At 67.4% G+C, this 25,129-nt stretch carries 20 protein-coding genes; 13 read left to right on the forward strand and 7 right to left on the reverse strand.

Translation table 11 applies throughout. The annotated features are described in order from the left end of the window. Positions 1 to 34: 34 nt before the first annotated feature. Positions 35 to 547, reverse strand: a complete 513-nt coding sequence (locus tag HNO81_RS06065) for a metallopeptidase family protein (RefSeq protein ID WP_175317238.1) — start codon at positions 545 to 547, stop codon at positions 35 to 37. Between the two features lie 117 nt (positions 548 to 664). On the opposite strand from HNO81_RS06065, the gene HNO81_RS06070 reads away from it, so the two are divergent. From HNO81_RS06070 to HNO81_RS06085, 4 genes are all read left to right on the forward strand, one after another. Then, positions 665 to 1,051, forward strand: coding sequence for a DUF3499 domain-containing protein (locus HNO81_RS06070; RefSeq protein WP_175317239.1), 387 nt, complete (start codon positions 665 to 667; stop codon positions 1,049 to 1,051). 79 nt (positions 1,052 to 1,130) lie between these two features. Beyond that, positions 1,131 to 1,358 (forward strand): Trm112 family protein, encoded by a 228-nt coding sequence (locus HNO81_RS06075; protein ID WP_175317240.1) that lies wholly within the window; start codon positions 1,131 to 1,133, stop codon positions 1,356 to 1,358. A gap of 75 nt (positions 1,359 to 1,433) precedes the next feature. Beyond that, positions 1,434 to 2,912 carry an adenosylhomocysteinase gene (ahcY, locus tag HNO81_RS06080; protein WP_175317241.1) on the forward strand — a complete coding sequence of 493 codons (1,479 nt, stop codon included), beginning with the start codon at positions 1,434 to 1,436 and terminating at the stop codon, positions 2,910 to 2,912. A gap of 64 nt (positions 2,913 to 2,976) precedes the next feature. Then, positions 2,977 to 4,215 (forward strand): Ig-like domain-containing protein, encoded by a 1,239-nt coding sequence (locus tag HNO81_RS06085; RefSeq protein ID WP_175317242.1) that lies wholly within the window; start codon positions 2,977 to 2,979, stop codon positions 4,213 to 4,215. A gap of 1 nt (position 4,216) precedes the next feature. Here HNO81_RS06085 and HNO81_RS06090 read toward each other — a convergent pair whose 3' ends face one another. Further along, the gene (locus HNO81_RS06090; RefSeq protein WP_175317243.1) at positions 4,217 to 5,017 is read right to left on the reverse strand and encodes an RDD family protein; all 801 of its coding nucleotides are present in this window, start codon (positions 5,015 to 5,017) and stop codon (positions 4,217 to 4,219) included. An 88-nt stretch (positions 5,018 to 5,105) separates the two neighbouring features. On the opposite strand from HNO81_RS06090, the gene HNO81_RS06095 reads away from it, so the two are divergent. Both HNO81_RS06095 and HNO81_RS06100 read left to right on the forward strand, forming a co-directional pair. Beyond that, positions 5,106 to 6,098 carry a stage II sporulation protein M gene (locus HNO81_RS06095; RefSeq protein WP_371818173.1) on the forward strand — a complete coding sequence of 331 codons (993 nt, stop codon included), beginning with the start codon at positions 5,106 to 5,108 and terminating at the stop codon, positions 6,096 to 6,098. 124 nt (positions 6,099 to 6,222) lie between these two features. Continuing rightward, the gene (locus HNO81_RS06100) at positions 6,223 to 7,443 is read left to right on the forward strand and encodes a TIGR01906 family membrane protein (protein WP_175317244.1); all 1,221 of its coding nucleotides are present in this window, start codon (positions 6,223 to 6,225) and stop codon (positions 7,441 to 7,443) included. Here the strand turns inward: HNO81_RS06100 and HNO81_RS06105 are convergent. Beyond that, positions 7,434 to 9,263, reverse strand: coding sequence for an AMP-dependent synthetase/ligase (locus HNO81_RS06105; RefSeq protein WP_175317245.1), 1,830 nt, complete (start codon positions 9,261 to 9,263; stop codon positions 7,434 to 7,436). The genes HNO81_RS06100 and HNO81_RS06105 overlap by 10 nt on opposite strands. A 67-nt stretch (positions 9,264 to 9,330) precedes the next feature. Next, positions 9,331 to 11,052: a dolichyl-phosphate-mannose--protein mannosyltransferase gene (locus tag HNO81_RS06110; protein ID WP_175317246.1), complete on the reverse strand. Its 1,722-nt coding sequence runs from the start codon at positions 11,050 to 11,052 to the stop codon at positions 9,331 to 9,333. A 45-nt stretch (positions 11,053 to 11,097) separates the two neighbouring features. Between HNO81_RS06110 and rsmI the strand changes: the two genes are divergently transcribed. Both rsmI and HNO81_RS06120 read left to right on the forward strand, forming a co-directional pair. After that, positions 11,098 to 11,973 (forward strand): 16S rRNA (cytidine(1402)-2'-O)-methyltransferase, encoded by an 876-nt coding sequence (gene rsmI / locus HNO81_RS06115; RefSeq protein WP_175317247.1) that lies wholly within the window; start codon positions 11,098 to 11,100, stop codon positions 11,971 to 11,973. A 190-nt stretch (positions 11,974 to 12,163) separates the two neighbouring features. Beyond that, positions 12,164 to 13,663 (forward strand): NAD-dependent succinate-semialdehyde dehydrogenase, encoded by a 1,500-nt coding sequence (locus HNO81_RS06120; RefSeq protein ID WP_175317248.1) that lies wholly within the window; start codon positions 12,164 to 12,166, stop codon positions 13,661 to 13,663. 59 nt (positions 13,664 to 13,722) lie between these two features. On the opposite strand, the gene HNO81_RS06125 is transcribed toward HNO81_RS06120, so the two are convergent. The 3 genes from HNO81_RS06125 to HNO81_RS06135 are packed head-to-tail and all read right to left on the reverse strand — an operon-like array spanning position 13,723 to position 18,776. After that, a complete protein-coding gene (locus HNO81_RS06125) occupies positions 13,723 to 16,203 on the reverse strand; it encodes a DUF3488 and transglutaminase-like domain-containing protein (RefSeq protein WP_175317249.1) in 2,481 nt (826 codons plus the stop codon). Continuing rightward, positions 16,200 to 17,663: a DUF58 domain-containing protein gene (locus HNO81_RS06130; protein ID WP_175317250.1), complete on the reverse strand. Its 1,464-nt coding sequence runs from the start codon at positions 17,661 to 17,663 to the stop codon at positions 16,200 to 16,202. The genes HNO81_RS06125 and HNO81_RS06130 overlap by 4 nt, the downstream gene beginning before the upstream one ends. 9 nt (positions 17,664 to 17,672) lie before the next feature. Beyond that, a complete protein-coding gene (locus tag HNO81_RS06135) occupies positions 17,673 to 18,776 on the reverse strand; it encodes a MoxR family ATPase (protein ID WP_175317251.1) in 1,104 nt (367 codons plus the stop codon). 163 nt (positions 18,777 to 18,939) lie between these two features. On the opposite strand from HNO81_RS06135, the gene HNO81_RS06140 reads away from it, so the two are divergent. The 5 genes from HNO81_RS06140 to HNO81_RS06160 all read left to right on the forward strand — a co-directional run bounded on the left by HNO81_RS06140 (position 18,940) and on the right by HNO81_RS06160 (position 25,128). Continuing rightward, positions 18,940 to 19,845, forward strand: a complete 906-nt coding sequence (locus HNO81_RS06140) for a TatD family hydrolase (protein WP_175317252.1) — start codon at positions 18,940 to 18,942, stop codon at positions 19,843 to 19,845. A gap of 254 nt (positions 19,846 to 20,099) precedes the next feature. Next, positions 20,100 to 21,302 (forward strand): resuscitation-promoting factor, encoded by a 1,203-nt coding sequence (locus tag HNO81_RS06145; RefSeq protein ID WP_217509137.1) that lies wholly within the window; start codon positions 20,100 to 20,102, stop codon positions 21,300 to 21,302. Positions 21,303 to 21,418: 116 nt separating this feature from the next. After that, entirely contained in the window at positions 21,419 to 22,291 is an 873-nt protein-coding gene (gene rsmA / locus HNO81_RS06150) for a 16S rRNA (adenine(1518)-N(6)/adenine(1519)-N(6))-dimethyltransferase RsmA (protein ID WP_175317253.1), read from the forward strand. After that, positions 22,288 to 23,265 (forward strand): 4-(cytidine 5'-diphospho)-2-C-methyl-D-erythritol kinase, encoded by a 978-nt coding sequence (locus HNO81_RS06155; RefSeq protein ID WP_175317254.1) that lies wholly within the window; start codon positions 22,288 to 22,290, stop codon positions 23,263 to 23,265. The genes rsmA and HNO81_RS06155 overlap by 4 nt, the downstream gene beginning before the upstream one ends. 33 nt (positions 23,266 to 23,298) lie before the next feature. Next, positions 23,299 to 25,128, forward strand: coding sequence for an ABC-F family ATP-binding cassette domain-containing protein (locus HNO81_RS06160; RefSeq protein ID WP_175317255.1), 1,830 nt, complete (start codon positions 23,299 to 23,301; stop codon positions 25,126 to 25,128). Position 25,129: the final 1 nt, after the last annotated feature.

Below are 25,129 nucleotides of genomic sequence, written 5' to 3' on the forward strand. Positions count from 1 at the left end.
GGCCGGCCGCCTACCGTCCGGGCCGCTGCCGGTCTCAGTATCGGCGGCGGTACACCGGGTCCAGGGTCTCCGGCGGCACGCCGAGCATTTCCGCCGTGTGTTCGACCACCACGTCATGCACCAGGTCCTGCAGTTCCTCCACGCTGGAGCACGCCTGCTCCACCACGCGCCGGAACACCGTGATCATGGGCCCATCCCCGCCGCCGGCGGGCGTGTAGGAGCCCATGGGAGGCGTGGACGCGTTCGCGGCCAGCGTCTCGAGGTCCGGCGGTATCTCGTCAACGCCAAAGCGCACGCCGTCGAGGGTCTTGCCCCAAATGTCGTGCAGCCGCTGGGCCGAGTCGAGCACCATGTCGTCAAAGCGGTCGGACCGGGTCCGGTATCCGGGGTGGGTGGGCAGCATCACGTCGCCGCGCAGGCCCCGTCCGTGGCGGTTCCGGTGCCGCCGGGAGAAGCTTCTGCCGGTGGTTTCCGCGCCCGCTGCTGCGGGGGCATCCGGGTCAGCCAACCGGACCGAAAAGCCTGATTCATGGTTCGATGACTGCATACAACGACTGTAAACCCGGGGAAGGATTTGTGCGATATATCCCCGCTGCTTCGAAGGCGCGTCGGTGAGGTCGGGAATGCGCGGTTTTTGGGCGGCGAAGGGGTAGTCTCTGATGTCGTGGGAGCTATCCGTCAATGTTCAAGGTCTGCCTGCCGCCAGTCGGCGGTAGCCACCCTGACGTATGTGTACGCGGACTCCACTGCCGTCCTGGGTCCCCTTGCCACTTATGCTGAGCCGCACTGCTACGACCTCTGCGCGCAGCACGCCGAATCCTTGACGGTTCCACGCGGCTGGGAAGTGTTGCGCCTGGCCATGCCCTCGACTCCGCAGCAGCCCGGACCTGACGACCTCCTGGCGTTGGCCAACGCTGTCCGCGACGCCGCGGCGCTCCCCCCGGAGCCGCAGGTGCCCGCCCAGCGGGCGCACCATTCCGCCCTGGAAGCTCCAGCCGGCGGCGACGGAGTACGCCGGGGCCACCTGCGCGTTCTCCGGGAACCTTCGTAAGCCTCTTTTGGCGATACGCTGGAAGCTGCACATCTTTTCCGCCACCGGCGCGAGCGCGCCCGCCAGGGAGCATGAACCAATGCCAAAGATCAGTCCCGAGCTGTTGTCCGTCCTGCGTTGCCCCGTGACCGGCTCGCCCCTGGTCCAGGAGGGGGATGAACTGGTGTCCACCGCCGCCGGGGAAACAGGAGTCCGGAACCGGTATGCCATCGAGGACGGAATCCCGTTGCTGCTGCCGCCGGAACTGCTGGCCGCCGCAGCGTCGGCCGGTTCCGACCAGCATGATCCCGCTGCGGGAACGCCCTAGTTCATCTGCATCCGCACGCACAGAAACAGCAGCACGGGGATCCGACCAGGACCCGGTACAAGCAAAGGACCATCCATGACTTTTGACTACAAGGTTGCCGACATCTCCCTGGCGGAAGCCGGCCGGCACCAGATCCGCCTTGCCGAGCACGAAATGCCCGGCCTGATGTCCCTCCGCGAGGAGTTCGGCCCCACCCAGCCGCTCAAGGGCGCCCGCATCGCCGGTTCCCTGCACATGACGGTGCAGACCGCAGTGCTGATTGAAACCCTCACCGCGCTCGGTGCCGAGGTCCGCTGGGCCTCCTGCAACATCTTCTCCACCCAGGATGAAGCCGCCGCGGCTGTGGTGGTGGGGAAGGGCACGGTCGAGGACCCGCAGGGCGTCCCCGTCTTCGCCTGGAAGGGCGAGACGCTCGAGGAATACTGGTGGACCGCCGAGCAGATCCTGACCTGGCCGGGCGCGGACAGCAACCCGGACCTGGGCCCGAACATGATCCTGGACGACGGCGGCGACGCCACCATGCTGGTGCACAAGGGTGCCGAGTTCGAGGCCCTGGGCGCTGTGCCGGCCGCCGCGGACGACGAGTCCGAGGAAGGCCGGGTCTTCCTGTCCGTCCTGCGCGCCTCGCTCGAAAAGGACCCGCAGAAGTGGACCCGGATCGGCTCCCGCCTCCTGGGCGTCACCGAGGAGACCACCACAGGCGTCCACCGCCTCTACCAGCTGGCAGAACAGGGCAAACTGCTGTTCCCGGCGATCAACGTCAACGACTCGGTCACCAAGAGCAAGTTCGACAACAAGTACGGCATCCGCCACTCCCTGCCGGACGGCATCAACCGTGCCACCGACGTCCTGATGGGCGGCAAGGTCGCCGTCGTTTGCGGCTACGGCGACGTCGGCAAGGGAGCCGCCGAGGCGTTCCGCGGCCAGGGCTCGCGCGTGATCGTCACCGAAATCGACCCCATCTGCGCGCTGCAGGCCGCGATGGACGGCTACCAGGTGGCCACCCTGGAATCCGTCCTCAGCGAGGGCCACATCTTCATTACCACCACCGGCAACAAGGACGTCATCCTGGCCGAACACATGGCCGGCATGCGTGACAAGGCCATCGTGGGCAACATCGGCCACTTCGACAACGAGATCGACATGGCCGGCCTGGCCCGGATCCCCGGGATCAAGAAGGTTGAGATCAAGCCGCAGGTCCACGAGTGGGTCTTCAACGAAGGCACCGACGAGGAGAAGTCGATCATCGTCCTGTCCGAGGGCCGCCTGCTCAACCTCGGCAACGCCACCGGCCACCCGTCCTTCGTGATGAGCAACTCCTTCGCGAACCAGACGATCGCGCAGATCGAACTGTTCACCAAGGCGGACCAGCCCGAGGGCGAGAAGGAGTACGGGAAGCAGGTCTACGTGCTGCCGAAGATCCTGGACGAGAAGGTCGCCCGGCTGCACCTGGATGCCCTGGGCGCCACCCTGACCGAGCTGAGCAAGGAACAGGCCGAGTACCTGGGCCTCGACGCCGCCGGCCCGTTCAAGCCGGAGCACTATCGTTACTGAGACGTAAGGGCCCGGGCGCGTTCATGCGCCCGGGCCGTTATTTTCTGCACGTAGGATCAAAAGCATGGAGCCTGATGTAAAGCCCCGTCGCCGGGGGACCGCAAAGAAAGTCCTCGCCGTCGCAGCCGTCTGTGTCCTGGCTGCCGTGGGCGGGGTTTTCGCCGCCGTCGCTCCAGGCCTTGCGGGTGGCACCCTGGAATCGGAGGCAGGCTCCGCGCTGCGGACGTCTCCGGGGATCGCTTCGCCCGTTGTGCCGCCGGTCAAGCTTGACGCGGCCCCCGCCGACGGCGCCAAGCAGGTCAATCCTGCGGCCCCGGTGTCCTTGAAGGTGGGCAACGGGACCATCCAGCGTGTCACCCTGGCCAGCATTGCCGGGAAAACCATCGACGGCAGCATTGACGCCACAGGGACGTCGTGGTGCGCCACTGCGCCGCTGGAGTTCAACACCGAGTACAGCTACACCTACGTGGTGAAAGACAGCGCGGGACGCGAAACCAGCACCACACAGTCCTTCAATACCGTGTCCAGTTCGCATGAGGCGGATGCCGCCATCTATCCGCTGAACGGCATGAAGGTTGGCGTCGGCCAGCCCCTGCAGGTCATCTTCAGCGAGCCCGTGACCAACCGGGCCGCCGTGGAGAAGGCCATCAAAATCACCACCACGGCAGGGCAGGCCGGAGCGTTCCACTGGTACAGCGACACCATGGTCCGGTACCGGCCCGAGAACTTCTGGGCGGCGAACTCCACCATCACCATGGACATGCAGCTTTTTGGCGTCGACCTCGGAAACGGCCAGATCGCCAACTTCAACAAGAAGGTCAACGTCAACATCGGGGACAAAAAGGTGGCCATTGCGGACGCCACGGCACACACCTTCACCCTGAGCGTCAACGACCAGCCCGTGAAGACCCTGCCGGTCAGCATGGGAGACAAACGGTTCCCCTCGGCCAAGGGCTTCGCGGTGCTGATGGAGAAGAACCGGTTTGACCACTTCAGGGCAGCCAGCATCGGCCTGAAGCCGGACGATCCCGCCTACTACGGCGAGGCCGACGTCGAATACACCATCCGCCTCACCCTCAGCGGCGCCTACATCCACCAGGCGCTTGAGTCCGCCTATCCCTACATCGGCAACACCAATGTGTCCCACGGCTGCATTGGATTCCTCCCGGACGGTGCCGCGTGGGTGTTCGACAACATGGGTACCGGGGACGTCGTCCAGATCATCAACACCGAAGGCGACTACGCTGCGAACACCGACGGGTTTGGGGACTGGAACATTCCGTGGAGCGAGTACGACAACTAAGTCAGTTGGCGAACGGCAGGCGCTGCAGCCGCCGTCCCGTTTCCGCGTTCCGTTGGCGTGACTGGGACAACCGCGTGAATTCCCTGTTCCGGCGTTCGGCAACGACGGCGGCCAGGTAGTCTTCCGGTCCGGTCCCCGGGGGTGGGGCAGGGGCCACGTGGGCGGAGAGCTCCCCGGCGATGCCCTGCGCCATCGCTGCCCTGGACAGCGGTGCCATCCTGTCCGCCTGGCGGATGAACTGCGCGGCCCTGCGCGCCGTCGCGTCGGGGATGCGGCCGATATCCGCCGCGGCAGCCCATGGCTGGAGGTAGGGTGGCACGAAAACCCGGGCAGCCGCTTCGGCGGGAACCCGGCTGCGCACCGCGTACGTGCCCGCGAGCAGGTCCCCCAGGCGCCTGGACTTGTCGTTGAAGAGCGCCACGGCGATGGCGACTCCGCCAAACGTCAGGTAGATCTCAAGGAATCCCGTCAGGCCACGGATCACTGCATGCCGGAACCGGATGGCGCCACCGTCCTCCCGCACCACGCGCAGGCCTGTGGCCAGTTTGCCGAGCGAGCGCCCGCGGCTCAGCGTCTCCACCGCAACCGGCACAGCCACCAGGCAGAAGACCACGGCGGCCAGGCCCAGGGCCCGGGCAGCAGCACTGTCCAGGTCCGCGCCGGCGGCTGCCAGGCCAAGCAAGGCCAGCACGAGCAGAACCAGGTGGAAGACGACGTCGATGGCCAGGCCCAGGGCCCGGGCAGCAAACCCCGCCGGCCGAAGCTCCAAAACCACTGCCTCGCCGGTGATGATCTGGCTCATTGCGCCCCCGCCTTTCGCACCCGTGGAATCGTCCACACCACCAGGGTGCGGACGCTGAAAGTCTACTGCCGGGCGCTAGGCTGTAGCCGTGGACATGGATGCCTTCGCCGCCGTCAACGCGGACAAATGGGCGCGGCTGAAGCAGCTTGCGGGAAACCGCAGGCTCACCGGCGCCGAGTCCGACGAACTGCTGGCGCTGTACCAGTCGACGTCGGGCCACCTGTCGCTGGTCCGTTCCGTGGCCCCCGAAAGTGCGCTGTCCGCGTCCCTTTCGGCGACCCTTGCGCAGGCCAGGACCCGTTTTACCGGCGCACGGTCCAATGCTGCGGCTGACCTCGCCAGGTTTTTCGTGGTGGCGCTGCCCGCCGCGCTGTACCGCTTGACCTGGCTCACCCTGGCGTGCGGGGCAGCTTTCGTCCTCATTGCCGCCGGGTATGCGGTGTGGATCGGAACATCGCCCGAAGCGCTCAGGGCAGTGGCGTCCGAGACCGCCGCCGCGCAGTACGTGGAACAGGACTTCATCAACTACTACTCGGAAAACCCCGCGGCGTCCTTCGCCGGCGCCGTGTGGACCAACAACGCGTGGATCAGTGCCCAGGCGGTGGCCCTGGGGATCACTGGCGTATGGGTACCGATGATCCTGTTCAGCAACGCCCAGGGAGTGGGCATCGCCGCCGGAATTTTCGCGGCCGCAGGAAAATCCGACGTCTTCTTCAGCTACATCCTGCCGCACGGGCTGATGGAACTGACCGCAGTCTTCGTGGCCAGCGCCGCGGGATTGCGCATCTTCTGGGCCCTGGTCTCGCCCGGTCCGCGGACCAGGGGACGGGCAGTGGCCGAGGAAGGCCGGTCGCTGGTCACCGTGGCACTGGGCCTGGTCCTGGTCCTGTTTGTCTCCGGGCTGGTGGAAGGCTTCGTCACGCCCAGCCCGCTGCCCGCCGGAGCAAAGATAGGCATTGGAGCAGCAGTCCTGGCCGCGTACTGGATCTATGTCCTGGTGTGGGGCAGGCGCGCCGTCCTCGCCGGCGAGCGTGGGGACCTCCGCCGGGAAGACGCGGGCTACACGGAGATCGCTGCCTGAATCGTTGTAATCCTGCCGGGGTGGTTCCTCGCCCAGCGGAAGTTCCGGGCGGTAGGCTCGACAGCAGAATCAATCGCACCGGCGGCATGGGACCGGTGCGGCACCCGACGGAAGTGACGCTGCTGTGAATGACGAAACACCGGTCCGCGCCAAGAGCGCTGCGCCGCAGCCGGAACCTTTGCTGGATACGTCCGGGGATTCCGACGAGCCCGCGTTCTCCTGGCTGACCCCCACTGACAAGGGCACTGATAAGGACACGGCAGGCGGCAGGACCCGCGGCGACGAACCCGCCGGCCCTGTTGCGGCAGGACCCCAGGAGGACGGCGCCGCTCCGGTCACGCCCACGGCAGGGGAGAAGGCTGCCCAGCCTGAAAGCCGCGCCCACCGCAAGGCTGCGGAAGCCGCCGTCGTCGAATCCGCCACCCCCGGCAACCACCCTGCAGGCCCGCCGGATGCCGGCCGCGCCGCTGCCGCCACTGCCAGTACCACCACCCCTGACCGGGACGCGGACGGCACTGCTTCTCCTGTCTTCAAGGAACCCCTGCCCACCTCGGCGCTGCATGTGCGGCCGCCTGAGGCGGAAGTGGAGCGGCGCAACGCCCAGCGCGAAAGCGCCGCAAACGCCAAGCCCGTGGCCCCCCGGGTCATGCAGGTCGTACTGGCCATCATCTACCCGTTCATCCTCTTGATCCTCGCCGTCCGGGCAGTGACCACCCCGCTCTTCCTGTGGGTGGAGTACAACCGGCCCGGCTTCCCGGGGGACGGCTACGGCTTCAGCACCGACGACCGGATGACCTACGGTTCCTACGCCGTGGATTACCTCACCAACTGGGCCGGCCCACGGTACCTCGGCGACCTGGTGCAGCGCGGCGGCGACAAACTCTTCAAGGACGGCGAAGTCAGCCACATGGCCGACGTCAAGACCGTCATCCTCTCCACCTTCGGCGCGGGGGTGCTGCTGCTCCTCCTGGCCCTGATCGCCATCCTGTACCTGCGCAGGCGCAGCAACGGCGGGATCCGGCGCGGCCTCTTCGCCGGTTCGGCCATCACGCTGGTGGTCATCCTGGGCCTTGGCACGCTGGCGGCACTCGGCTGGCAGCAGTTCTTCACTGAATTCCACCGCATCTTCTTCGCCGACGGGTCCTGGACCTTCAGCCTGGACGACACCCTGATCAGGCTCTTCCCAAGCCAGTTCTGGATCGACGCGGGTATCGGCATCGGCGGCATGGTGCTCCTGGCGTCCATCGTGACGCTGGTACTCACCTGGCCCACCCGCCGCCGCCGGGGCGTCGCCCCGAAGGAAACGGGCGCGAAAACGGAGTTGGAAAAGGTGGATCAGCCGTAAATTTTGGCGATCTCCGCCTGGAAGTCGTTGACGACGGCGGCCCGCTTAAGTTTCAGGGAAGGCGTCAGGTGCCCTGACTCCACGCTGAATTCGGCGTCCAGCAGCCGGAAAGTCCGGACCGATTCGGCGGTTGACACCAGTTGGTTGGCAACCTCCACTGCCTCCTGGAGGGCTGCCAGCAGCTGCGGGTCCACTGCCGCCTGCTCCAGTGCCAGTGCCGGCAGGCCACGCTCGGACCGCCAGTTGGCCACGCCTTCCGGGTCCAGGGTCAGGAGGGCTGAAACGAAGGGCTTGCCGTCGCCCACCACCACTGCATGTCCCACCAGCTGGTGGCTGCGGATCTTTTCCTCCAGCGGGCCCGGCGCCACGTTCTTGCCGCCCGCGGTGACCAGCAGGTCCTTTTTCCGGCCCGTCACCGTGAGGAAGCCGTCCCTGTCCAGGACACCAAGGTCACCGGTGCGGAAGAAGCCGTCCACGAACGCCTCCGCGTTCGCCGCCGGGTTGGCGTGGTAGCCCCTGAAGACACCGATTCCCTTGACCAGGATTTCGCCGTCTTCAGCCACACGGATGGTGGTGCCGGGAACCGGAATTCCCACGGTTCCAACCTTGGTCCGGGACGGCGTGTTGGCGGTGCAGGGCGCGGTGGTTTCCGTCAGGCCGTACCCCTCAAGGACAGGAATGCCCACGCCACGGAAGAAATGTGCGTCCTCGGAGGCCAGGGAACTGGCGCCGGAGACGGTGTACTCCACCTCTCCGCCCAGGGCCTGCCGAAGCCTCGGATAGACCAGCCGGTCAAAGACTGAATGGCGGACCCGGCTGAGCAGGCCGGGCCCGGGGCCGTCCCCGCGGTTCTGGCGGTCCTGCGCCCGGGAGTATTCGATGGCGGCTGCCGCCGCGGCATCGAAGAGCCGCCCCTTGCCTGCCACGGCAGCCTTATGGGCCGCGGTGGCCCGGACCTTTTCGAAGATGCGTGGCACCACCAGCAGGAATGTGGGCCGGAAGGTGCCCAGGTCCTCCAACAGCTGCGTCGCGCCCGGGGTGTGCCCCAGGGTTGCGCCCGCGGCCAGGCAGACAACCTGCACGGCCCGGGCCAGCACATGGGCCAGCGGCAGGAACATCAGCGTGCGGGCCTGGTCCCTCAGCAGGATTTCGGGGAGGAAAGCCACGATGTTTTTGGCCACCAGGGCGAAGTTCCCGTGCGTGATTTCGCACCCCTTGGGCTTGCCGGTGGTGCCTGACGTGTAGACCAGTGAGGCGAGGTCGGCCAGCCCAGCGCGGCTTCGGTGGCGCTCCAGCTCAGCGTCGCTGACACCCATGCCTGCCGCTGCCAGGCTGGCAAGGTCCGGGGCTTCGCCGTCGAAGTCCATCCGGACCACATGGACCAGGCGGTCGGTGAGCTCGGCGGAATCCGCCACCACCCCGTTGACCAGCTGCACGGTGGCCCGGTCGCCGGCAAAGACGCGGCGGACCCCTGCATCCTGGATGATCCACTCCACCTGGCTTGCGGAGGACGTTTCATAGATGGGCACCGTGACGCCGCCGGCAAACCAGATGGCAAAGTCCACCAGCGTCCACTCGTAGGACGTACGGGACATGACGGCCACGGTGTCCCCGGGCTCCAGGCCACCGGCGATGAGCCCTTTGGCCAGGGCGCTGACGTCCTGCAGGAACTTCTGCGCGGAGACATCCACCCAGCCATTGGGGCCCTTGCGCCGGTACAGGGCGTGCGCCGGGTTGGCGGCATGTCGCTCCAACAGCAGGTCCGTCACGTTGCTGTCGGCGTCAAGCTCAACCAGCAGTTCCGTGCTCGCTTCTCTCACAGCAGGTCTCCGTTTCCGCTGCCACGCCGCGGCGGCGGCTCCTTCAGGTCTTTGTTGCCATCCTGCCCTAGATCCAGGATGGCATCCACATCCGGACCTTCCAGTCGACGTAGGGGATGACTTCGGCAGTCCAGACCGGGTAGAAAAACGCCGAGACCAACAGTGCCGCCGCGAGGAACAGGGCCGCCAGGTACAGCCCCGAGCGGCGGCGCCACGGTGGGTCCGCGGGCCTGCCCAGAACCAGCCCCAGGCAATACACCAGGGCCAGGACCAGGAACGGTTCAAAGGACACCGCGTAGAAGTAGAACATGGTCCGCTCGGGGTACATGAACCACGGCAGGTACCCCGCCCCGACGCCGGCCAGGATGGCTCCGGCGCGCCAGTCCCGGCGCCCAGCCCACCAGAACAGCAGGACCACCAGTGCGATGGCCGCTGACCACCAGATCAGGGGGTTGCCGACCGAAAGGATGGCGGAGGTGCACTTCTCCACGGCACAACCCGGCGTGCCCTGGGGTGGGGATTCGTAGAAGAAGGACGTGGGCCGTCCCATTACCAGCCAGCTCCAGGCGCTGGCCTGGTAGGGGTGCTCCGCGCTCAGGCCCTGATGGAATTTGTACGCTTCGAGATGGTAGTGGATCAGGGACCGGACAGAGGCGGGGAGCCATTCCCACCCCGCGGACGGGTTGCTTTCCGCCCAGTGGCGGAAGTAGGCGTTGTCCGACAGGAACCAGCCGGTCCACGTGGCTGCGTAGACCGCCCCTGCGACCGGCACCATGCCCAGGAATGCCGGGATGCCGTCCCGGATGACGCCGCCGCTGATCCAGCCCCGGATGCCTGCCACCCGACGCGCGTTGAGGTCCCACAGCACCGTCAGGACGCCGAAGCCGGCCAGGAAGAACAGGCCCGACCATTTGGTGCCGACCGCCAGGCCCATGCAGACTCCGGCGGCAACGCGCCACCACCGCACCCCCAGCCAGGGCCCGGCCAGCAGCGCATGGGCCGTTGGCTGTCCGCCGTTCGCTGCAGCCGCGGCTGCCAGCCGGGTGGCCAGTCGGCGGCGCCCGTCGTCGCGGTCCATCAGGAGGGCGCCGAAGGCGGCGAGGATCCAAAACGTCAGGAAGATGTCCAGCAGCGACGTCCGGGACATCACCAGATGGTGGCCGTCGACGGCGAGGAGCAGCCCGGCGGCGCCCGCCAGCGGCAGCGAACGGAACAGTTTCAGGGCAATCAGTGACACCAGCAGCACGGTCAGGGTGCCCGTCAGGGCCGCCGCGAAGCGCCAGCCGAACGGATTGTCCGGCCCGAACATCCACATGCCGGCCGCGATCATCCATTTGCCTACCGGCGGGTGGACCACGTATTCCGGGGTGTTCAGCAGGACGTCGGGATTGCCGGCGTTGAAGGAATCGTTGGCTTTGTCCGGCCAGCTGCGTTCGTAGCCGCTGATGAGGTAGGAGTAGGCGTCCTTGACGTAGTACGTTTCGTCGAACACCAGCTTGTGCGGCACCTCAAGGCGGATGAACCGGAGGAGGCCACCGGCCACGGCCGTAAGGACGGGAACCAGGATGAACCAGAGCCGGAGCGACGCCGGATAGTCCCGCCATGCCGGGCCGGAACCGATGAACCTCGCTGTGAGCGAACCGACGGTGAAGGCTTCGTGCGGCCGGCTGATCCAGGGCCGGCCCGCTGTCCCGTCGGGATCTACCGCGGTGGCTCCGGTGGCGGGGGAAGCCGGGCTGGGTTTCCCGGCCCCGGCGGGCAGCGTCGAGGTCTGGGTCACGAGCCCCATGCTACCTTTTGCGGCGGGAAGACCGGGCAGCAGTAGGCTTGGTGGGTGGACCCGAACCCCAGCCCCCTTGCAGAGCCCGGCCCTTCGACAGCGGGACGGATCGTCCTCGCTGCCACTCCCATCGGGAACACCGGCGATGCGTCGGCCCGGTTGGTGGAACTGCTGGGCACGGCGGACATTGTGGCGGCCGAGGACACCCGGCGCCTCCACCGGCTGGTGCAGAGCCTGGGGGTGGCGGTTGCCGGCCGCGTCATCAGCTACCACGAGCACAACGAGGCCACCCGCACGGCGGAGCTGCTGGACCAGGTGCGGGCAGGCAGCACGCTTCTCATGGTGACGGACGCCGGGATGCCGGCCGTCTCGGACCCCGGTTTCCGCCTGGTGGAGGGTGCCATCGCGGCAGGGCTTCCGGTGACGGCCGTCCCCGGTCCGTCCGCGGTCCTCACGGCATTGGCGCTCTCCGGCCTGCCCACGGACCGTTTCTGCTTCGAGGGATTCCTGCCCCGGAAGGCCGGCGAGAGGGCGTCCCGCCTTGCGGACCTCGCCGGGGAGCGGCGCACCATGGTCTTCTTCGAGGCGCCGCACCGGCTTGAAGCCATGCTGAGGGCCCTGCGGGAAAGATTCGGCCCGGACCGCCCCATCGCAGTGTGCCGCGAACTGACCAAGACGTACGAGGAAGTCATCCGCGGGACCGTGGGCGAGCTGCTCCAGTGGGCCGAGGACAACGAGGTCCGCGGCGAGATTGCCGTGGTGCTCGGCGGCGCACCGGAACAGGCTGCGGGGACCCCGGAAGACCACGTTGCGGCAGTCAACGAACTGGTGGCGCAGGGCATCCGGCTGAAGGAGGCTGTTGCCGCTGTCGCCGAAGACGCCCGGGTCAGCAAGCGTGAGCTCTACTCGGCGGTGCTGGCCGCGCGGTAGCCGGACCGCGGAACGTTTAGGACGCCCCTGCGGGGCTGTGCAGCTGCACAGCCCCGTGCCAATTCCGCAGTGCGCAACGGCGTAGACCATGGGGGTGGCCCGCAGTAGTCTGACTGTTAATCAGCCCATGATCCCGGTCACTCCGGCCGCGGCGCCGGGCTGCCACAACCCTACCGACGAGGGAGTCATCGTGACTGTCACCGCACAGCCGGCCGTTACCGCCGAGCGCGAAACCCGGCTTTTGGCCTCCGTTCCCACTGGGCTGCTCATCAACGGTGAGTGGCGCGACGCCGCATCCGGCAAGACGTTCGACGTCGAGGATCCCGCCACCGGGAAGGTCCTGCTGGCCATTGCCGACGCCGGCCCGGAGGACGCGGCGGCCGCCCTGGACGCCGCCGCCGCGGCCCAGGAGTCCTGGGCCAAGGTCCCGCCCCGCGAACGCGGCGAGATCCTCCGCCGGGCCTTCGACCTGGTGACGGAACGGGCAGAAGACTTCGCCCTCCTGATGACCATGGAAATGGGCAAGCCGCTGGCCGAAGCACGCGGCGAAGTGACCTACGGCGCTGAGTTCCTGCGCTGGTTCTCCGAGGAAGCGGTCCGCGCCTTTGGCCGCTACTCCGTTTCCCCCGACGGCAAGTCCCGCCTCCTGGTCACCAAGAAGCCGGTAGGCCCCTGCCTGCTGATCACCCCGTGGAACTTCCCGCTGGCCATGGCAACCCGCAAGATCGCCCCGGCTGTCGCAGCCGGCTGCACCATGGTGCTGAAGTCCGCAAACCTTACCCCGCTGACGTCCCAGCTGTTCGCGGCCGTCATGCAGGAAGCCGGCCTGCCCGCAGGTGTCCTCAACGTCATCCCCACCTCCACCGCCGGGGCCACCACGGGACCCCTGATCAAGGACTCCCGCCTCCGCAAGCTCTCCTTCACGGGCTCCACCGAGGTGGGGCGCCGCCTACTGGCCGATGCCTCCGAAAACGTGCTCCGCACCTCCATGGAGCTGGGCGGCAATGCCCCGTTCCTCGTCTTCGAGGATGCCGATCTCGACGCCGCCGTCACGGGCGCCATGGCCGCGAAGCTCCGCAACATGGGCGAGGCCTGCACCGCTGCGAACCGGTTCATCGTCCACGAGTCCGTGGCCGGCGAATTCGCTGAAAAGTTCGCCGCGAAAATGAAAGAGATGACCACGGCCCGCGGGACCGAGCCGGAGTCCAAGGTGGGCCCGCTGATCGACGCCAAGAGCCGCGACAAGGTCCACGAACTGGTGTCCGACGCCCTCGCCTCCGGCGCCACGGCCGTCCTGGGCGGCGCCCCGGTGGAGGGGCCGGGCTACTTCTACCAGCCCACCATCCTTTCCGGCGTCTCCGAGGGAACGCGGATCCTGTCTGAAGAGATCTTTGGACCCGTTGCTCCGATCATCACGTTCACCAGCGAGGATGAGGCCGTCCGCCTGGCCAACAACACCGAATACGGCCTGGTGGCCTACGTCTTCACCAAGGACCTCAACCGCGGCATCCGGATGGGCGAAAAGCTGGAAACCGGCATGCTCGGCCTGAACGCCGGCGTGATCTCCAACGCCGCCGCACCGTTCGGCGGCGTGAAGCAGTCCGGCCTGGGCCGCGAAGGCGGCCTGGAAGGCATTGAGGAGTACCTCTACACGCAGTACATCGGCATCGCCGACCCCTACGCCGGCTAACGCCGGCAGTCCGAAACACAACGTGCCGGCCGGGATTTTCCCGGCCGGCACGTGTGCGTTCAGCCCCTGCCCGCCCTGCCGCGGGCGGCATCCGGTGCCGGCCTGGACCGCGCTCCGGGGCGCGGCAAGCGGTTGAGGGCGCTTCCGGCCGCGCTGAACGGCATCCTGAGCAGCCGGCCCAGCCGCCGGGTCACCGACGGCGGGAGCCAGGAAGCTGCCCAGCGCCTGGGCAGGGGAGCATTGGCACGCAGCGACGCCTCCACGGCGGCAAGTCCGCCGGGGATATCCTGGGAGGCCGCTGTGGCGCTGGCTCCGGTGTCCGGTCGGCCGTACCTGTGGTGTTCGAAGGCTGAGGTCAGGGACGCCACAGCCTGGTGGGCGTCCTTGTCCATGCCATCGGGTTCGCCGAGCAGTGTGCTTCGGAACCGGGCCGCGAAAGCCCGGGGCGTTTCACTGTCCCCGGCGGGCATGCCATAGTCCGTGCCGAGGTCCCGAAGCTCGCTCCAGGCAAGCGGAACAGCCAGGTCCGGATGCCTGGGGTGCAGCCGCCGGGACCGGGTGCCGGTGCGGACCAGGTGCGGTGCGGCAGCCAGGAGCAGCAGCCCCAGCACTCCTGCGGAGCCCAGCAGCCACGGCATCAGCTGCACGCCTTCGCCGGATGCACTGCCGCCGGCACCGGGGACCGCCTGCGCCGTTGCGGTGGGGGTCGGTGCGGGCGCCGGGGCGGTATCGGGAATGAGCCCGTCGTTGTTGCCCAGTGGATCCGCCACCGACGGTGCTGCTGCTTCTGTGGCGTAGTCGGGAACCACTCCGCGGGACGGCGTCGGTTCAAAGGACACCCAGCCCAGGCCCTGGAAGTACAGCTCCGGCCAGGCGTGGGCGTCACGCGCATCCGCCTCGTATTCCGGGAGGGACCCCTGGCCCGCCACCGTGATGGTGGCCCCGGTCAGCCGGCCGGGGGCATAGCCCACCGCGATCCTGCTCGGAATGCCTTCCAGCCTGGCCATGACGGCCATCGCGGAAGCGTAGTGGATGCAGTAGCCACTCTTTTGCTGCAGGAAGTCCGCCAGGACGGAAAGCCCGTTGCCGTCGTAGCCGCCCTGCACCGGTGCCTGCAGGGAGTACGTGAACGCTGCGGAACGGAGGTATTTCTGGATGGCCATGGCTTTTTGGTACGGCGTCCCCGCAGACCCGGCCACCGTCTGCGCAGTGGTCTTGACGATGTCCGGAACGTTGCCGGGGACGCGGGTGAAGACGTCGGGAATGCCCCGTGCCGGAGCCGAGGACTGGGCCAGCAGGGCTGCGGAGAGCTTGGGCACTGCAGAGGTCACCAGGTACTCCTGCCGCCTGGTGGTGGTGCTGTCCGAGCCTTTGATGGCCAGCGTTGCCGGATCCCATGTCCATTGGCCGCCGAGGCCGCGGACGGTTTCAGGAGCGTAGGGGACCGGAAGGTAGGGGCTGGTGAAGGTGCCCGCGTCGATCGCGGTGACAAGGCGTACCTGCTCGTCGGTGAGGACCTGGTAGCCGGGGTCGATCCGGCCATCAAGGGGAACCCGCGACGCGCTGCGGTCATCCGGGCCCCAGGAATCGCCGTCGAAACTGTCTACCGTCACCGAGCGCAGATACAGGGGCGCGGGCGAATTCGTGGCGTACGTGATCCTGCCGCTTCCGTCAGGGGTGCGCAGGCTGTTGCCCAGGGTGATCATCGGATTGAGCCCGGTGGAGGCGCCCCACGGATTCAGCCGGGACCCCTGCGGGAAAGTGCCACGGTCAAAGCCGGGAATGGCCAGCGGCAGCACCAGGGTGGCCGCCAGGGCCAGAGCCCCCGTCAGCGCGGCGCGCCGCATCAGTCCCGGACTGCGGGCAGGGCCGCCCTGCAGCCGGCCCTCCGGGGCAAACCATTGGCTGAATGCAAGGATCAGGAGGTATCCCGCCGCCGTGGCAACGAAACTGCCCACACCCACGCTTTGCGGTTTGATCATGGCCGGGACCACCAGGAGGGCCAGCAGGCCGGTGCCGGACGCGGCCGGCATTCCCAGCGGCACGGCGAGGGCATCGACCAGGATGACGGCCAGGCCCAGCACCGCGCAGACCACCATGACAATACCGGCGTTGGGCGCCACGGGCGCCGTCTCCGCCAGCACCGTCTCGCTGGCGCGCTGGACCAGGCGGTCCAGCTCGGGCAGCGTGGCACCGGTGGGGACCACCCAGAAAAAGCTGGAACTTCGGAAGAACGTCAGGGTCAGGACGCCGCCCAGGGCCAGGAAGCCTCCGGCGGTGACCAGCAGCGGCTGGGCGCGCACGGACCGCAGCGCAGCGAGTGCCAGCGCCACCACCAGCACGGTGGTCATGGCCGGCCAGTACCAGTTCCAGCCGCGGAGGACACCGTTCAGGGACAGCGCCGCACCACAGACTGCCACTGATATCGCAGCAGCCATCGCCCAGGGATAGGCACCCACGCGGGTGCGGCCTGCCGGCGTCCCCCGGCCGGCCTGTGCCTGCCGTCCGGCGCCCGTGGACCTGGGCGGGGCGATGGTCATGGGGCCACCCCCGCTCCCCGGCGGACTTCCGCTGCGGGGGCCACCGGCAGGGCCGGATCCTGGGCCAGCTGGCCCCAGGCAGCAGGAAGCGGGGTTTTCGGCGCCGCAGCCGCAGCCCGCCAGCCGCCGTGGCGCAGCACCTCAAGGACATCCTCGAACTCCCCGGGCCGTTCCACCGCCAGCAGCGCGAACGCATGCGTACCGTACGCCGCGGCCGGCGCCAGCGCCGCAGCCTCCTGCGCTGTCATCCGGCCCAGCACTGCAATCAGCGGCCCCCGCATCCGGTGTGCTGACAACTTGTCCATCAACTGGTCATCGAAAGCCGCCGGACCGTGGTCCTCGTCTCCGTGCACCGGTGATCCCGCGGAGACACCCTGGCCCGCGCGCTTTCCGGTCTTGTCCAGGTGCATTCCGTCCAGGCGGTGGTGCGTCCCGGAAAGGTGGATTGCAGCCAGGCCCTCGGCAATCGCCTGCAGGCCGGACGGGCCGCTGTACTCATCAGCGGCCGGGTCCGTGGCGGAAGGGGAATGCAGGAATGCCGGGTCGCCGCCGGCATCCAGCAGGCGCAGGCTGAAATTGCGTTCAGAGAAGTGTGCGCAGGCCGACATGGCGGCAATAACGGACCATTCAAAAGTGTCGCTGGTGGCGGCCGCATGTCCATCGTGGCCCGGTAGCCCCGGCATCGCTGTTCCAGAGCCGCCGGCAAAAGCACCGGAACGGTGGTCAAGGATGATGGTCGCCTCAGGGGTGGTGACCGATTCCTCCTGCCGCACCATCAGGGCCCCGTGCCTGGCCGTGGCGGCCCAGTGGACCCGGCGCATGGGGTCGCCGTGCCGGTATTCACGGGTCATGACGTCGTCGTCGCTGGGGTTTGCCCGCACGCGGGTGGCGGTGACGCCGTCGTTGCCCCGTGCCCCTGCCAACCCGGTGGCGGGCAGGACGACGGCGGCAGGCGTCACCGTGAGGACGTCGCCGTCGTCGATGGCCCGCCGGTGCAGCGACAGGCCGAAAGGGTCCGTGAACTCTGCCGTTACCGGCCCAATCCTGAACTGCCCGCGGTACCGGGACGTGAGGTGGTATTCATAGCGGCTGGTCCCGCCGGAGGCAGAACGGGACGGGAAGCGGAACGCGGGCGCCTGGCCGAAATGTCCCGGGAGCCGCTCCTCCATGACCACGCGTCCGCTGCCGGGTCCGGTCCTTGCCACCGCCAGGTAGACCGCCGCCGGTGCCGACGTTTCCACCGGGGAGGGGCTGAATTCGCGGTAGACCCGGAACCGGGGCTTGACCAGCCGGACCCCGGCAAGCGAGACGAGCGGAAGCACCAGCAACAGGAGGGCCAGCGTCAGCAGGTCACGCCGGCCCATGACCTGGGCCGCGGCCAAAGTGAACGCCCCGGCCGCCAGCATGCCCCATCCGCGCCTGGTGAACAGGTGCCGCGGGAGCTTGTCCAGGATGGCCACGGTTGACCCCTAGCGGTTCCTGCCGGCGGCAGCTGCCGCCGTTCCACGGCCGGGCTGGCCATGGGCCGATTGTGGCACGGGCAGACGGGACAGGATGCCGCGCAGGACGCTGTGGGGGGTCTCTCCGGACCCTGCTGCTTTCCGGTCAAGAATAATCCGGTGCGCCAGGACGGACTCGGCCACACCAGCTACGTCGTCCGGAAGGACAAAATCACGCCCGTCCAGGGCCGCCGTCGCCTTGGCAGCGCGCAGCAGCTGCAGCATGGACCGGGGACTGGCGCCCAGCCGCAGCAACGGGCTTTCCCTCGTGGCCCTGCCCAGCGACACCGTGTACTCCTTGACGGGGTCCGAGACGTAGACCTGTTGGACGGTGGCGATCATGGCTGCAACATCGGAGGCGGTCACCACCGGGGAGACCTTGGCCAGCGGTGAGACCGCCTGATGGGTCTCAAGCATTTCGATTTCCGCGTCCTTGTCCGGGTATCCCATGGAAATGCGGGCCATGAAGCGGTCCCGCTGTGCCTCCGGCAGGGGATATGTCCCTTCCATTTCGATGGGATTCTGGGTGGCCACCACCATGAACGGCTCATCGAGTTTGTACGACGTGCCATCCACCGTCACCTGGTGCTCCTCCATGCATTCCAGCAGCGCTGACTGGGTCTTGGCGGAAGCGCGGTTGATCTCATCGCCGATGACGATGTTGGCGAACACTGCACCGGGCCGGAACTCGAAGAGCCTGGACGCCTGGTTGTAGATGGACACACCCGTCACATCCGACGGGAGGAGGTCCGGGGTGAACTGTATGCGGTTGACTGTGCAGTCGATGGTCCGTGCAAGGGTTTTCGCCAGCAGAGTCTTCCCGACGCCGGGCACGTCCTCCAGCAACAGGTGGCCCTGCGCCAGGAGTACGGTGAGCGCCAGCTTCGCGGCATCGGACTTGCCGTCGATGACGGTGTTGACCGTGGTGAGGATGCGCTGCGCCGCTGCATGGAACTCAGCGGCTTCCATGGCTGCCGGCCGGTGGCCGTTCAGGTGGCTGACGGCATCGGCGACGCCGGCCAGGTTGAGGTTCGGTGCGCTTGCATTGTTGGCAGTGCGTCGGTGGGGTTCCATCGGCAACCTTTCAGCCCGGGTTTCACCTGGACGTGACAGCAAGCCTGCCTTCGCCCCTCGGTGGGCGTGCGCGTGTGTTCGTTCCAGACTACTAACACAACTGCCATGCCTGACAGAGAGTTCCGGCAAATATGCGGGACGTCTGGAACGTTAGGCTGAATGGATGTGCAATTCGTCAATTCCCGCTGCCTACCGGATGCCTGCCGACGACGCGGCCGCGGATCCGGATGCCGGACGCCGGAAGGATTTCCCGCCCGCGCCCGAGCCCTTGCCGGTCCCGGTCATGGACAACCACACCCACCTGGACTTTCCCGAAGGAAAGGGTCCTGTGGGGATCAAGGCTGCACTGGATGCGGCAGCCGCAGTCGGCGTACAGGGGGCGGTGCAGGTGGGCTGCGACCTGGAGTCCTCGCGCTTCACCGTGGAGGCGGTTGACCAGGACGAACGGCTCCTGGGCGCTGTTGCCCTGCACCCCAACGACGCTCCGCACTACGCGGCCCGGGGTGAACTTGAGGCTGCCCTTGCCGAGATCGAGCAGTTGGCCACGCATCCCCGGATCCGCGCGATCGGCGAAACGGGGCTGGATTTCTACCGCACCGACGGCGAAGGGCTGCGCCACCAGGAGTATTCCTTCCGGCGCCATATCGACATCGCCAAGCGCCTGAACCTCACCCTGCAGATCCACGACCGCGATGCGCACAGTGACGTGGTCCGCGTGCTCCGGGAAGAAGGTGCGCCGGAAAGGGTGGTGTTCCATTGTTTTTCCGGTGATGAGGAGCTGGCCAGAACCTGCAACGACCACGGCTGGTGGATGTCGTTCGCAGGCACCCTGACGTTCAAGAATGCCGCGAATCTCCGCGCCGCGCTCGCCGTCGCCGACCGGCAGCTCATCATGGTCGAAACCGATGCCCCTTTTCTTACCCCGCATCCGCACCGGGGCCGTCCCAACGCGAGCTACATGGTCCCGTACACCGTGCGTGCCATGGCAGAATTGACAGGCTCCGACCTCGCCGGCCTGTGCACCACCATTAGCGAAAATACCGTGCGGGCGTACGGATCCTGGGCCTGATCCAGCCCCGCGGGGCCCACTGAATCGCATACCTGGTATGCAAAAATGTTGGTCGCTTTATAACGCTACGGTTACAGTGGGTAACTATTAGCCGGGGTCGGGGAAGGCCAACGGATAATTTCACTCCACCTACAGTTGGCCGGGCCTGTCGAATATCCGGCCATGGCGCTGCGCGGAGTGTGGCGGCGCATCGGTGCCCGGACTCTCTTTGTGAGGTTGCTCCGGGCATTCCTTTGCCCATTCCCCGTGCCCGGATGGACCGAGAGTTACGGGCAATCGTGATCAAGTTCTTCACATCGGACGGCAAGTTCAGCTATATCAAGGTTGGCGCCCAGCTGCTGGTGCTTTGCGGCCTGGTCGCAGGCCTCGTAGCCTTCGTGGGCAATAACAAAACAATCACGCTCAACGTGGACGGCAAAGCATCGTCCGTGCAGTCCTTTGGTGGAACAGTGGCACAGGTGGTCAAGAGCGCCAACCTGGACCTGAAGCCCGGCGACCGTGTGTCCCCCTCCCTTGACGCAACGGTCCAGAACGGCACCGTCATCAACGTCAACCAGGCCAAGGAAGTCAAGGTCAGCCTTGACGGGGCCGAAAAAACCGTCAACACCACGGCCCAGGATGTCGAAGACCTGGTGACCGAACTCGGCGTGGCCAGTGCCTCGTCTGTTTCGGCGCCCAAGGATGCCGCCCTTGCGCTGGCCGGCTCCTACGTCTCCATTTCCACGCCCAAGACCGTCAGCATCGTGGCCGACGGCAAAGCGGACACCGCCACCACCACCGCGGCAACGGTCGGCAAGGTCCTTGAGGATGCTGGCGTGACACTTGGTGCCAATGACCGCACCTCCCAGCCGGCCAATGCCAACGTGGTGAACAACATGGTCATCAAGGTTTCGCGGGTCGATACCGGCCAGACCGCTGTCACCAGCGAAGACGTTCCCTTCGAAACCGTTACCGCCGAGAGCGCGGACATGCTCAAGGGCGAGAAGGAAGTAACCCAGGCCGGATCCGCCGGAAAGCTTGAGCGGACCTTCAAACTGGTCCTGGTCGATGGCCGGGAAGCTTCCCGCACCCTGGTCTCCGAAAATGTGGCTGTCCAGCCGGTCGCCGAGAAGGTTACGGTCGGTACGAAGGCCAAACCCGTGCCGCAGGCCGCCCCGGCCGCCGCCCCCGCCGCCGCAGGAGCCAACACCGGCGCGGCAGCACCGGCCATGATGAACGAAGCCATGTGGGACAAGATCGCCCAGTGCGAGTCCACCGGAAACTGGAGCATCAACAGCGGCAACGGCTACTACGGTGGCCTGCAGTTCGACATCCAGACCTGGATCGGCGCCGGCGGCGGCGCCTACGCCCCCAACGCCAGCCTGGCCACCAAGGCCCAGCAGATCGACATCGCCAACCGCGTTTACGCTCAGCGTGGCCTGTCGCCATGGGGTTGCGGCTGGGCGGCCAGCCGCTGATCCGCCAGCCTGATATTCGCAGGTGACTGCTGTGGCCGGCCCCGGGTACTCCCGGGGCCGGCCACAGCCGCTTAACCCGGAAAGGCCCGCCAACCCGCGCGGGATAGGATACCTAGGTGACTGAACCCATCCCCGCCGCTCCCGCACCGCTGTTCGGTGCCTCCGACATCCGCCGGATGGCGGCGGAAATCGGGGTCAGGCCCACCAAGACCCTGGGCCAGAACTTTGTTATTGATGGCAACACCATCCGCCGGATCGTGGCAGCAGCGGACGTGCAGCCGGACGAAACAGTGCTGGAGGTCGGTCCCGGGCTCGGCTCCCTCACGCTGGGACTGCTCGACGCAGCAGCAGAGGTTGTCGCCGTCGAAATCGATCCCGTCCTGGCAGCAAAACTCCCCGAAACGGTCAAGGAATGGCGCCCGGCCGCCGCCAGCGCATTCCACCTGGTGCACGCCGACGCCATGAAGGTCACGGAACTGCCGGTGGAACCTACGGCACTTGTGGCCAACCTGCCGTACAACGTGGCAGTTCCCGTGGTGCTGCACCTCCTGCAGCATTTCCCCGGCCTGCAGCACGGCCTGGTGATGGTGCAGGACGAGGTGGCAGACCGACTCGCAGCAGGACCGGGATCCAAGACCTACGGTGTCCCCTCCGTCAAAGCCGCGTGGTACAGCCAAATGCGCAAGGCCGGTGTGATCGGCATGAATGTCTTCTGGCCGGCGCCCAAAATCCATTCCGGGCTGGTGTCCTTCACCCGCCGCGAACCCCCCGCCACCACTGCCACGCGCGAACAGGTGTTTGCCGTGGTTGACGCCGCCTTCGCCCAGCGGCGCAAGACACTCCGCGCCGCCCTGGCGGGCTGGGCCGGGGGAGCCCCGGAAGCCGAGCGCTGCCTGGTGGCGGCCGGCGTCGACCCCACCGCGCGCGGCGAGGTCATCGACATTGCCGCCTTCGCCAGGATCGCTGAAGCCAGGGAAAACCGCCCGTGAGCGCGGGGCTGGACAGGGCAGGCAGGGGCCGGTTCGCGGCGCGGACAGTGCGCGTCAAAGCGCCCGGAAAAATCAACGTGTCCCTCGCGGTGGGGCCGCTGCGGCCGGACGGGTACCATTCGGTGGCCAGTGTCTACCTTGCGGTGTCCCTGTACGAGGAAGTGGCCGCCACCAGTACCGCTGCCCCCGGCATCACCATCAGCCTCAGCCCGGAAAGCACCCTGGACCTCGACGACGTCGACATCCCCCTGGACAGCAGCAACCTGGCCTACCGGGCGGCCGCCATCATGGCCGACGTCTCCGAACACGCCACCGGCGTGCACCTGGAGATCACCAAGCGGGTCCCGGTGGCCGGTGGCATGGGCGGCGGTTCGGCCGACGCCGCTGCCACCCTCCTGGCCTGCGACGCCCTCTGGAACAGTGGCCTGTCGCGTGAGGAACTGGCACATCTCGCAGCGGAACTGGGCGCAGACGTCCCGTTCTCACTCCTGGGCGGCACCGCCGTCGGCCTCGGCCTGGGGGACGAGCTGTCCCCGGCCCTGGCCAAAGCGCAAACCCATTGGGTGCTGGTGGTGGCAGACTACGGTCTCTCCACGCCCGAGGTGTACCGGACCCTGGACAGGCTGCGCGGGGCCGAGGGAATCGACGCCGTGGAACCGACCAGTGTGGACCCAAAGATCCTGGCGGCGCTGAGGGGCGGCGACGCCGTGTCCCTGAGCCGAGTGCTGGTCAACGACCTGCAGCGGGCATCCATTGAACTCTCATCTGCGCTGCGCGATACGCTGGGAATCGGCGAGTCCCATGGCGCCATGGCGGGCATGGTCTCCGGATCCGGCCCCACCGTGGCTTTGCTGGCCGAGGATTCGGCCGGGGCCGCTGCCTTGGCAGCGGACCTGCAGAGGTACGGCCTCACAGCCCTCGCCGTCCACGGCCCGGTCCCTGGCGCGCGCATCATCTCCGACACACTCCTTTAATACCTATCGTCCGGCAGCAGAAAGCAGTTCCCTTTGGCACACCTTCTTGGCGGCGAAAACCTCACGGTTTCGTACGCAACCCGCACCGTCCTGGACGGCATCACCCTGGGACTGGAGGAGGGGGACCGGATCGGTATGGTGGGCCGCAACGGCGACGGCAAATCCACCCTGATGCGGCTGCTGGCCCTGCGTTCCACCCCGGACTCCGGCAGGGTCACCAAGCGCGGCGACGTCAACGTCGGGTACCTGGACCAGAGCGACGTGCTCGACGGCGACCTGACCGTGGGTGCCGCGATCGTGGGGGACCAGGCGGACCACGAGTGGGCCCGCAATCCGCGCATCCGGGAGATCATGGGCGGCCTGGTGTCCGACGTCGACTGGCACGCCAACGTCCATGCCCTCTCCGGTGGTCAGAAGAGGCGCGTGGCCCTGGCCAAGCTCCTCATCGAAGACCACGACGTCATTATGCTGGACGAGCCCACCAACCACCTCGACGTCGAGGGTGTCGCCTGGCTGGCCCGCCACCTGAAGACGCGCTGGCGGCCCAACCAGGGAGCCTTCCTGGTGGTCACCCACGACCGTTGGTTCCTCGACGAAGTCTGCACCAAGACCTGGGAGGTCCACGACGGGATCGTGGACCCCTTCGAAGGCGGGTATGCCGCGTATGTGCTGGCCCGGGCCGAGCGTGACCGGATGGCGTCCGTCGTGGAGGGCAAGCGCCAGCAGCTGGTCAAGAAGGAACTCGCCTGGCTGCGCCGGGGCGCCCCTGCCCGGACCGCCAAGCCGAAGTTCCGGATCGAGGCAGCCAATGCGCTGATCGCCGATGTTCCGGCCCCGCGCGACTCCATGGCGCTGAGCAAGATGGCCACCGCCCGCCAGGGCAAGGATGTCCTGGACCTGGAGAACGTGTCCCTGAATTTCCAGGGCGACGACGGCAGGAAGCTCTTCGACAACATCACCCTCCGCCTGGCCCCGGGGGAGCGGCTGGGCCTGGTGGGCGTCAACGGCGCCGGCAAGACCACCCTCCTGAAACTGCTGAACGGCGAGATCGCGCCCGACGCCGGGAAACTGAAGCGCGGCAAGACAGTGGTCACCGCGGTCCTCACCCAGGAAGTCAAGGAGCTCGACGACGTCGCTGACCTGCGCGTGATCGAGGTCATCGAGCGGGAAAAGCGCTCATTCAACGTGGGCGGCAAGGAATTCACGGCCGGCCAGCTGGTGGAGCAGCTCGGTTTCACCAACCAAAAACAGTGGACGCCTGTGCGCGACCTCTCCGGCGGCGAGCGGCGCCGACTGCAGCTGCTCCGGCTGCTGGTGGGTGAACCCAACGTGCTGATGCTTGATGAGCCCACCAACGACCTCGACACCGACACCCTCGCCGCCGTCGAGGACGTCCTGGACGGCTGGCCCGGCACCCTGGTGGTGGTCAGCCACGACCGCTACCTGCTGGAACGGGTGACCGACCACCAGATGGCGCTGCTCGGCGACGGCAAGCTGCGCGGCCTGCCCGGCGGCGTGGACCAGTACCTTGAGCTGCGTGAGGCCGCCCTTGCCGGCTCCACCGTGACCGGCGGCGGAAACCCGGTCACCAGTGCCGGGCAGGCACAGGCCGCCGGTGGCGCCGGCGGCGGACCCTCAGAGGCCGAAAAGCGCGACGCCCGCAAGGCCCTCAACAGGATCGAGCGGCAAATCAAAAAGCTCGACCAAGAGGAAAAGAAGCTTCACGACCTGATGCTGAAGACCACCGAGGCCGGCGACTTCGACAAGCTCGCCGACCAGAACAAACAGCTCAGGAACCTCACGGACGAAAAGGACACCCTCGAAATGGAGTGGCTCGAAGCCTCAGAGCTCTTGGGCGACTAAG

This window comes from Pseudarthrobacter sp. C4D7 (genome assembly GCF_013359725.1).
Lineage (GTDB): Bacteria > Actinomycetota > Actinomycetes > Actinomycetales > Micrococcaceae > Arthrobacter.

Bases quoted from the DNA above. Each gene is read 5' to 3' on its own strand.
- HNO81_RS06065 (WP_175317238.1), bottom strand. From the start codon at position 547: ATGCAGTCATCGAACCATGAATCAGGCTTTTCGGTCCGGTTGGCTGAC.
- HNO81_RS06075 (WP_175317240.1), top strand. From the start codon at position 1,131: ATGCCAAAGATCAGTCCCGAGCTGTTGTCCGTCCTGCGTTGCCCCGTG.
- ahcY (WP_175317241.1), top strand. From the start codon at position 1,434: ATGACTTTTGACTACAAGGTTGCCGACATCTCCCTGGCGGAAGCCGGC.
- HNO81_RS06085 (WP_175317242.1), top strand. From the start codon at position 2,977: ATGGAGCCTGATGTAAAGCCCCGTCGCCGGGGGACCGCAAAGAAAGTC.
- HNO81_RS06090 (WP_175317243.1), bottom strand. From the start codon at position 5,017: ATGAGCCAGATCATCACCGGCGAGGCAGTGGTTTTGGAGCTTCGGCCG.
- HNO81_RS06110 (WP_175317246.1), bottom strand. From the start codon at position 11,052: ATGGGGCTCGTGACCCAGACCTCGACGCTGCCCGCCGGGGCCGGGAAA.
- HNO81_RS06125 (WP_175317249.1), bottom strand. From the start codon at position 16,203: ATGACCATCGCCCCGCCCAGGTCCACGGGCGCCGGACGGCAGGCACAG.
- HNO81_RS06135 (WP_175317251.1), bottom strand. From the start codon at position 18,776: ATGGAACCCCACCGACGCACTGCCAACAATGCAAGCGCACCGAACCTC.
- HNO81_RS06140 (WP_175317252.1), top strand. From the start codon at position 18,940: ATGTGCAATTCGTCAATTCCCGCTGCCTACCGGATGCCTGCCGACGAC.
- HNO81_RS06145 (WP_217509137.1), top strand. From the start codon at position 20,100: ATGGACCGAGAGTTACGGGCAATCGTGATCAAGTTCTTCACATCGGAC.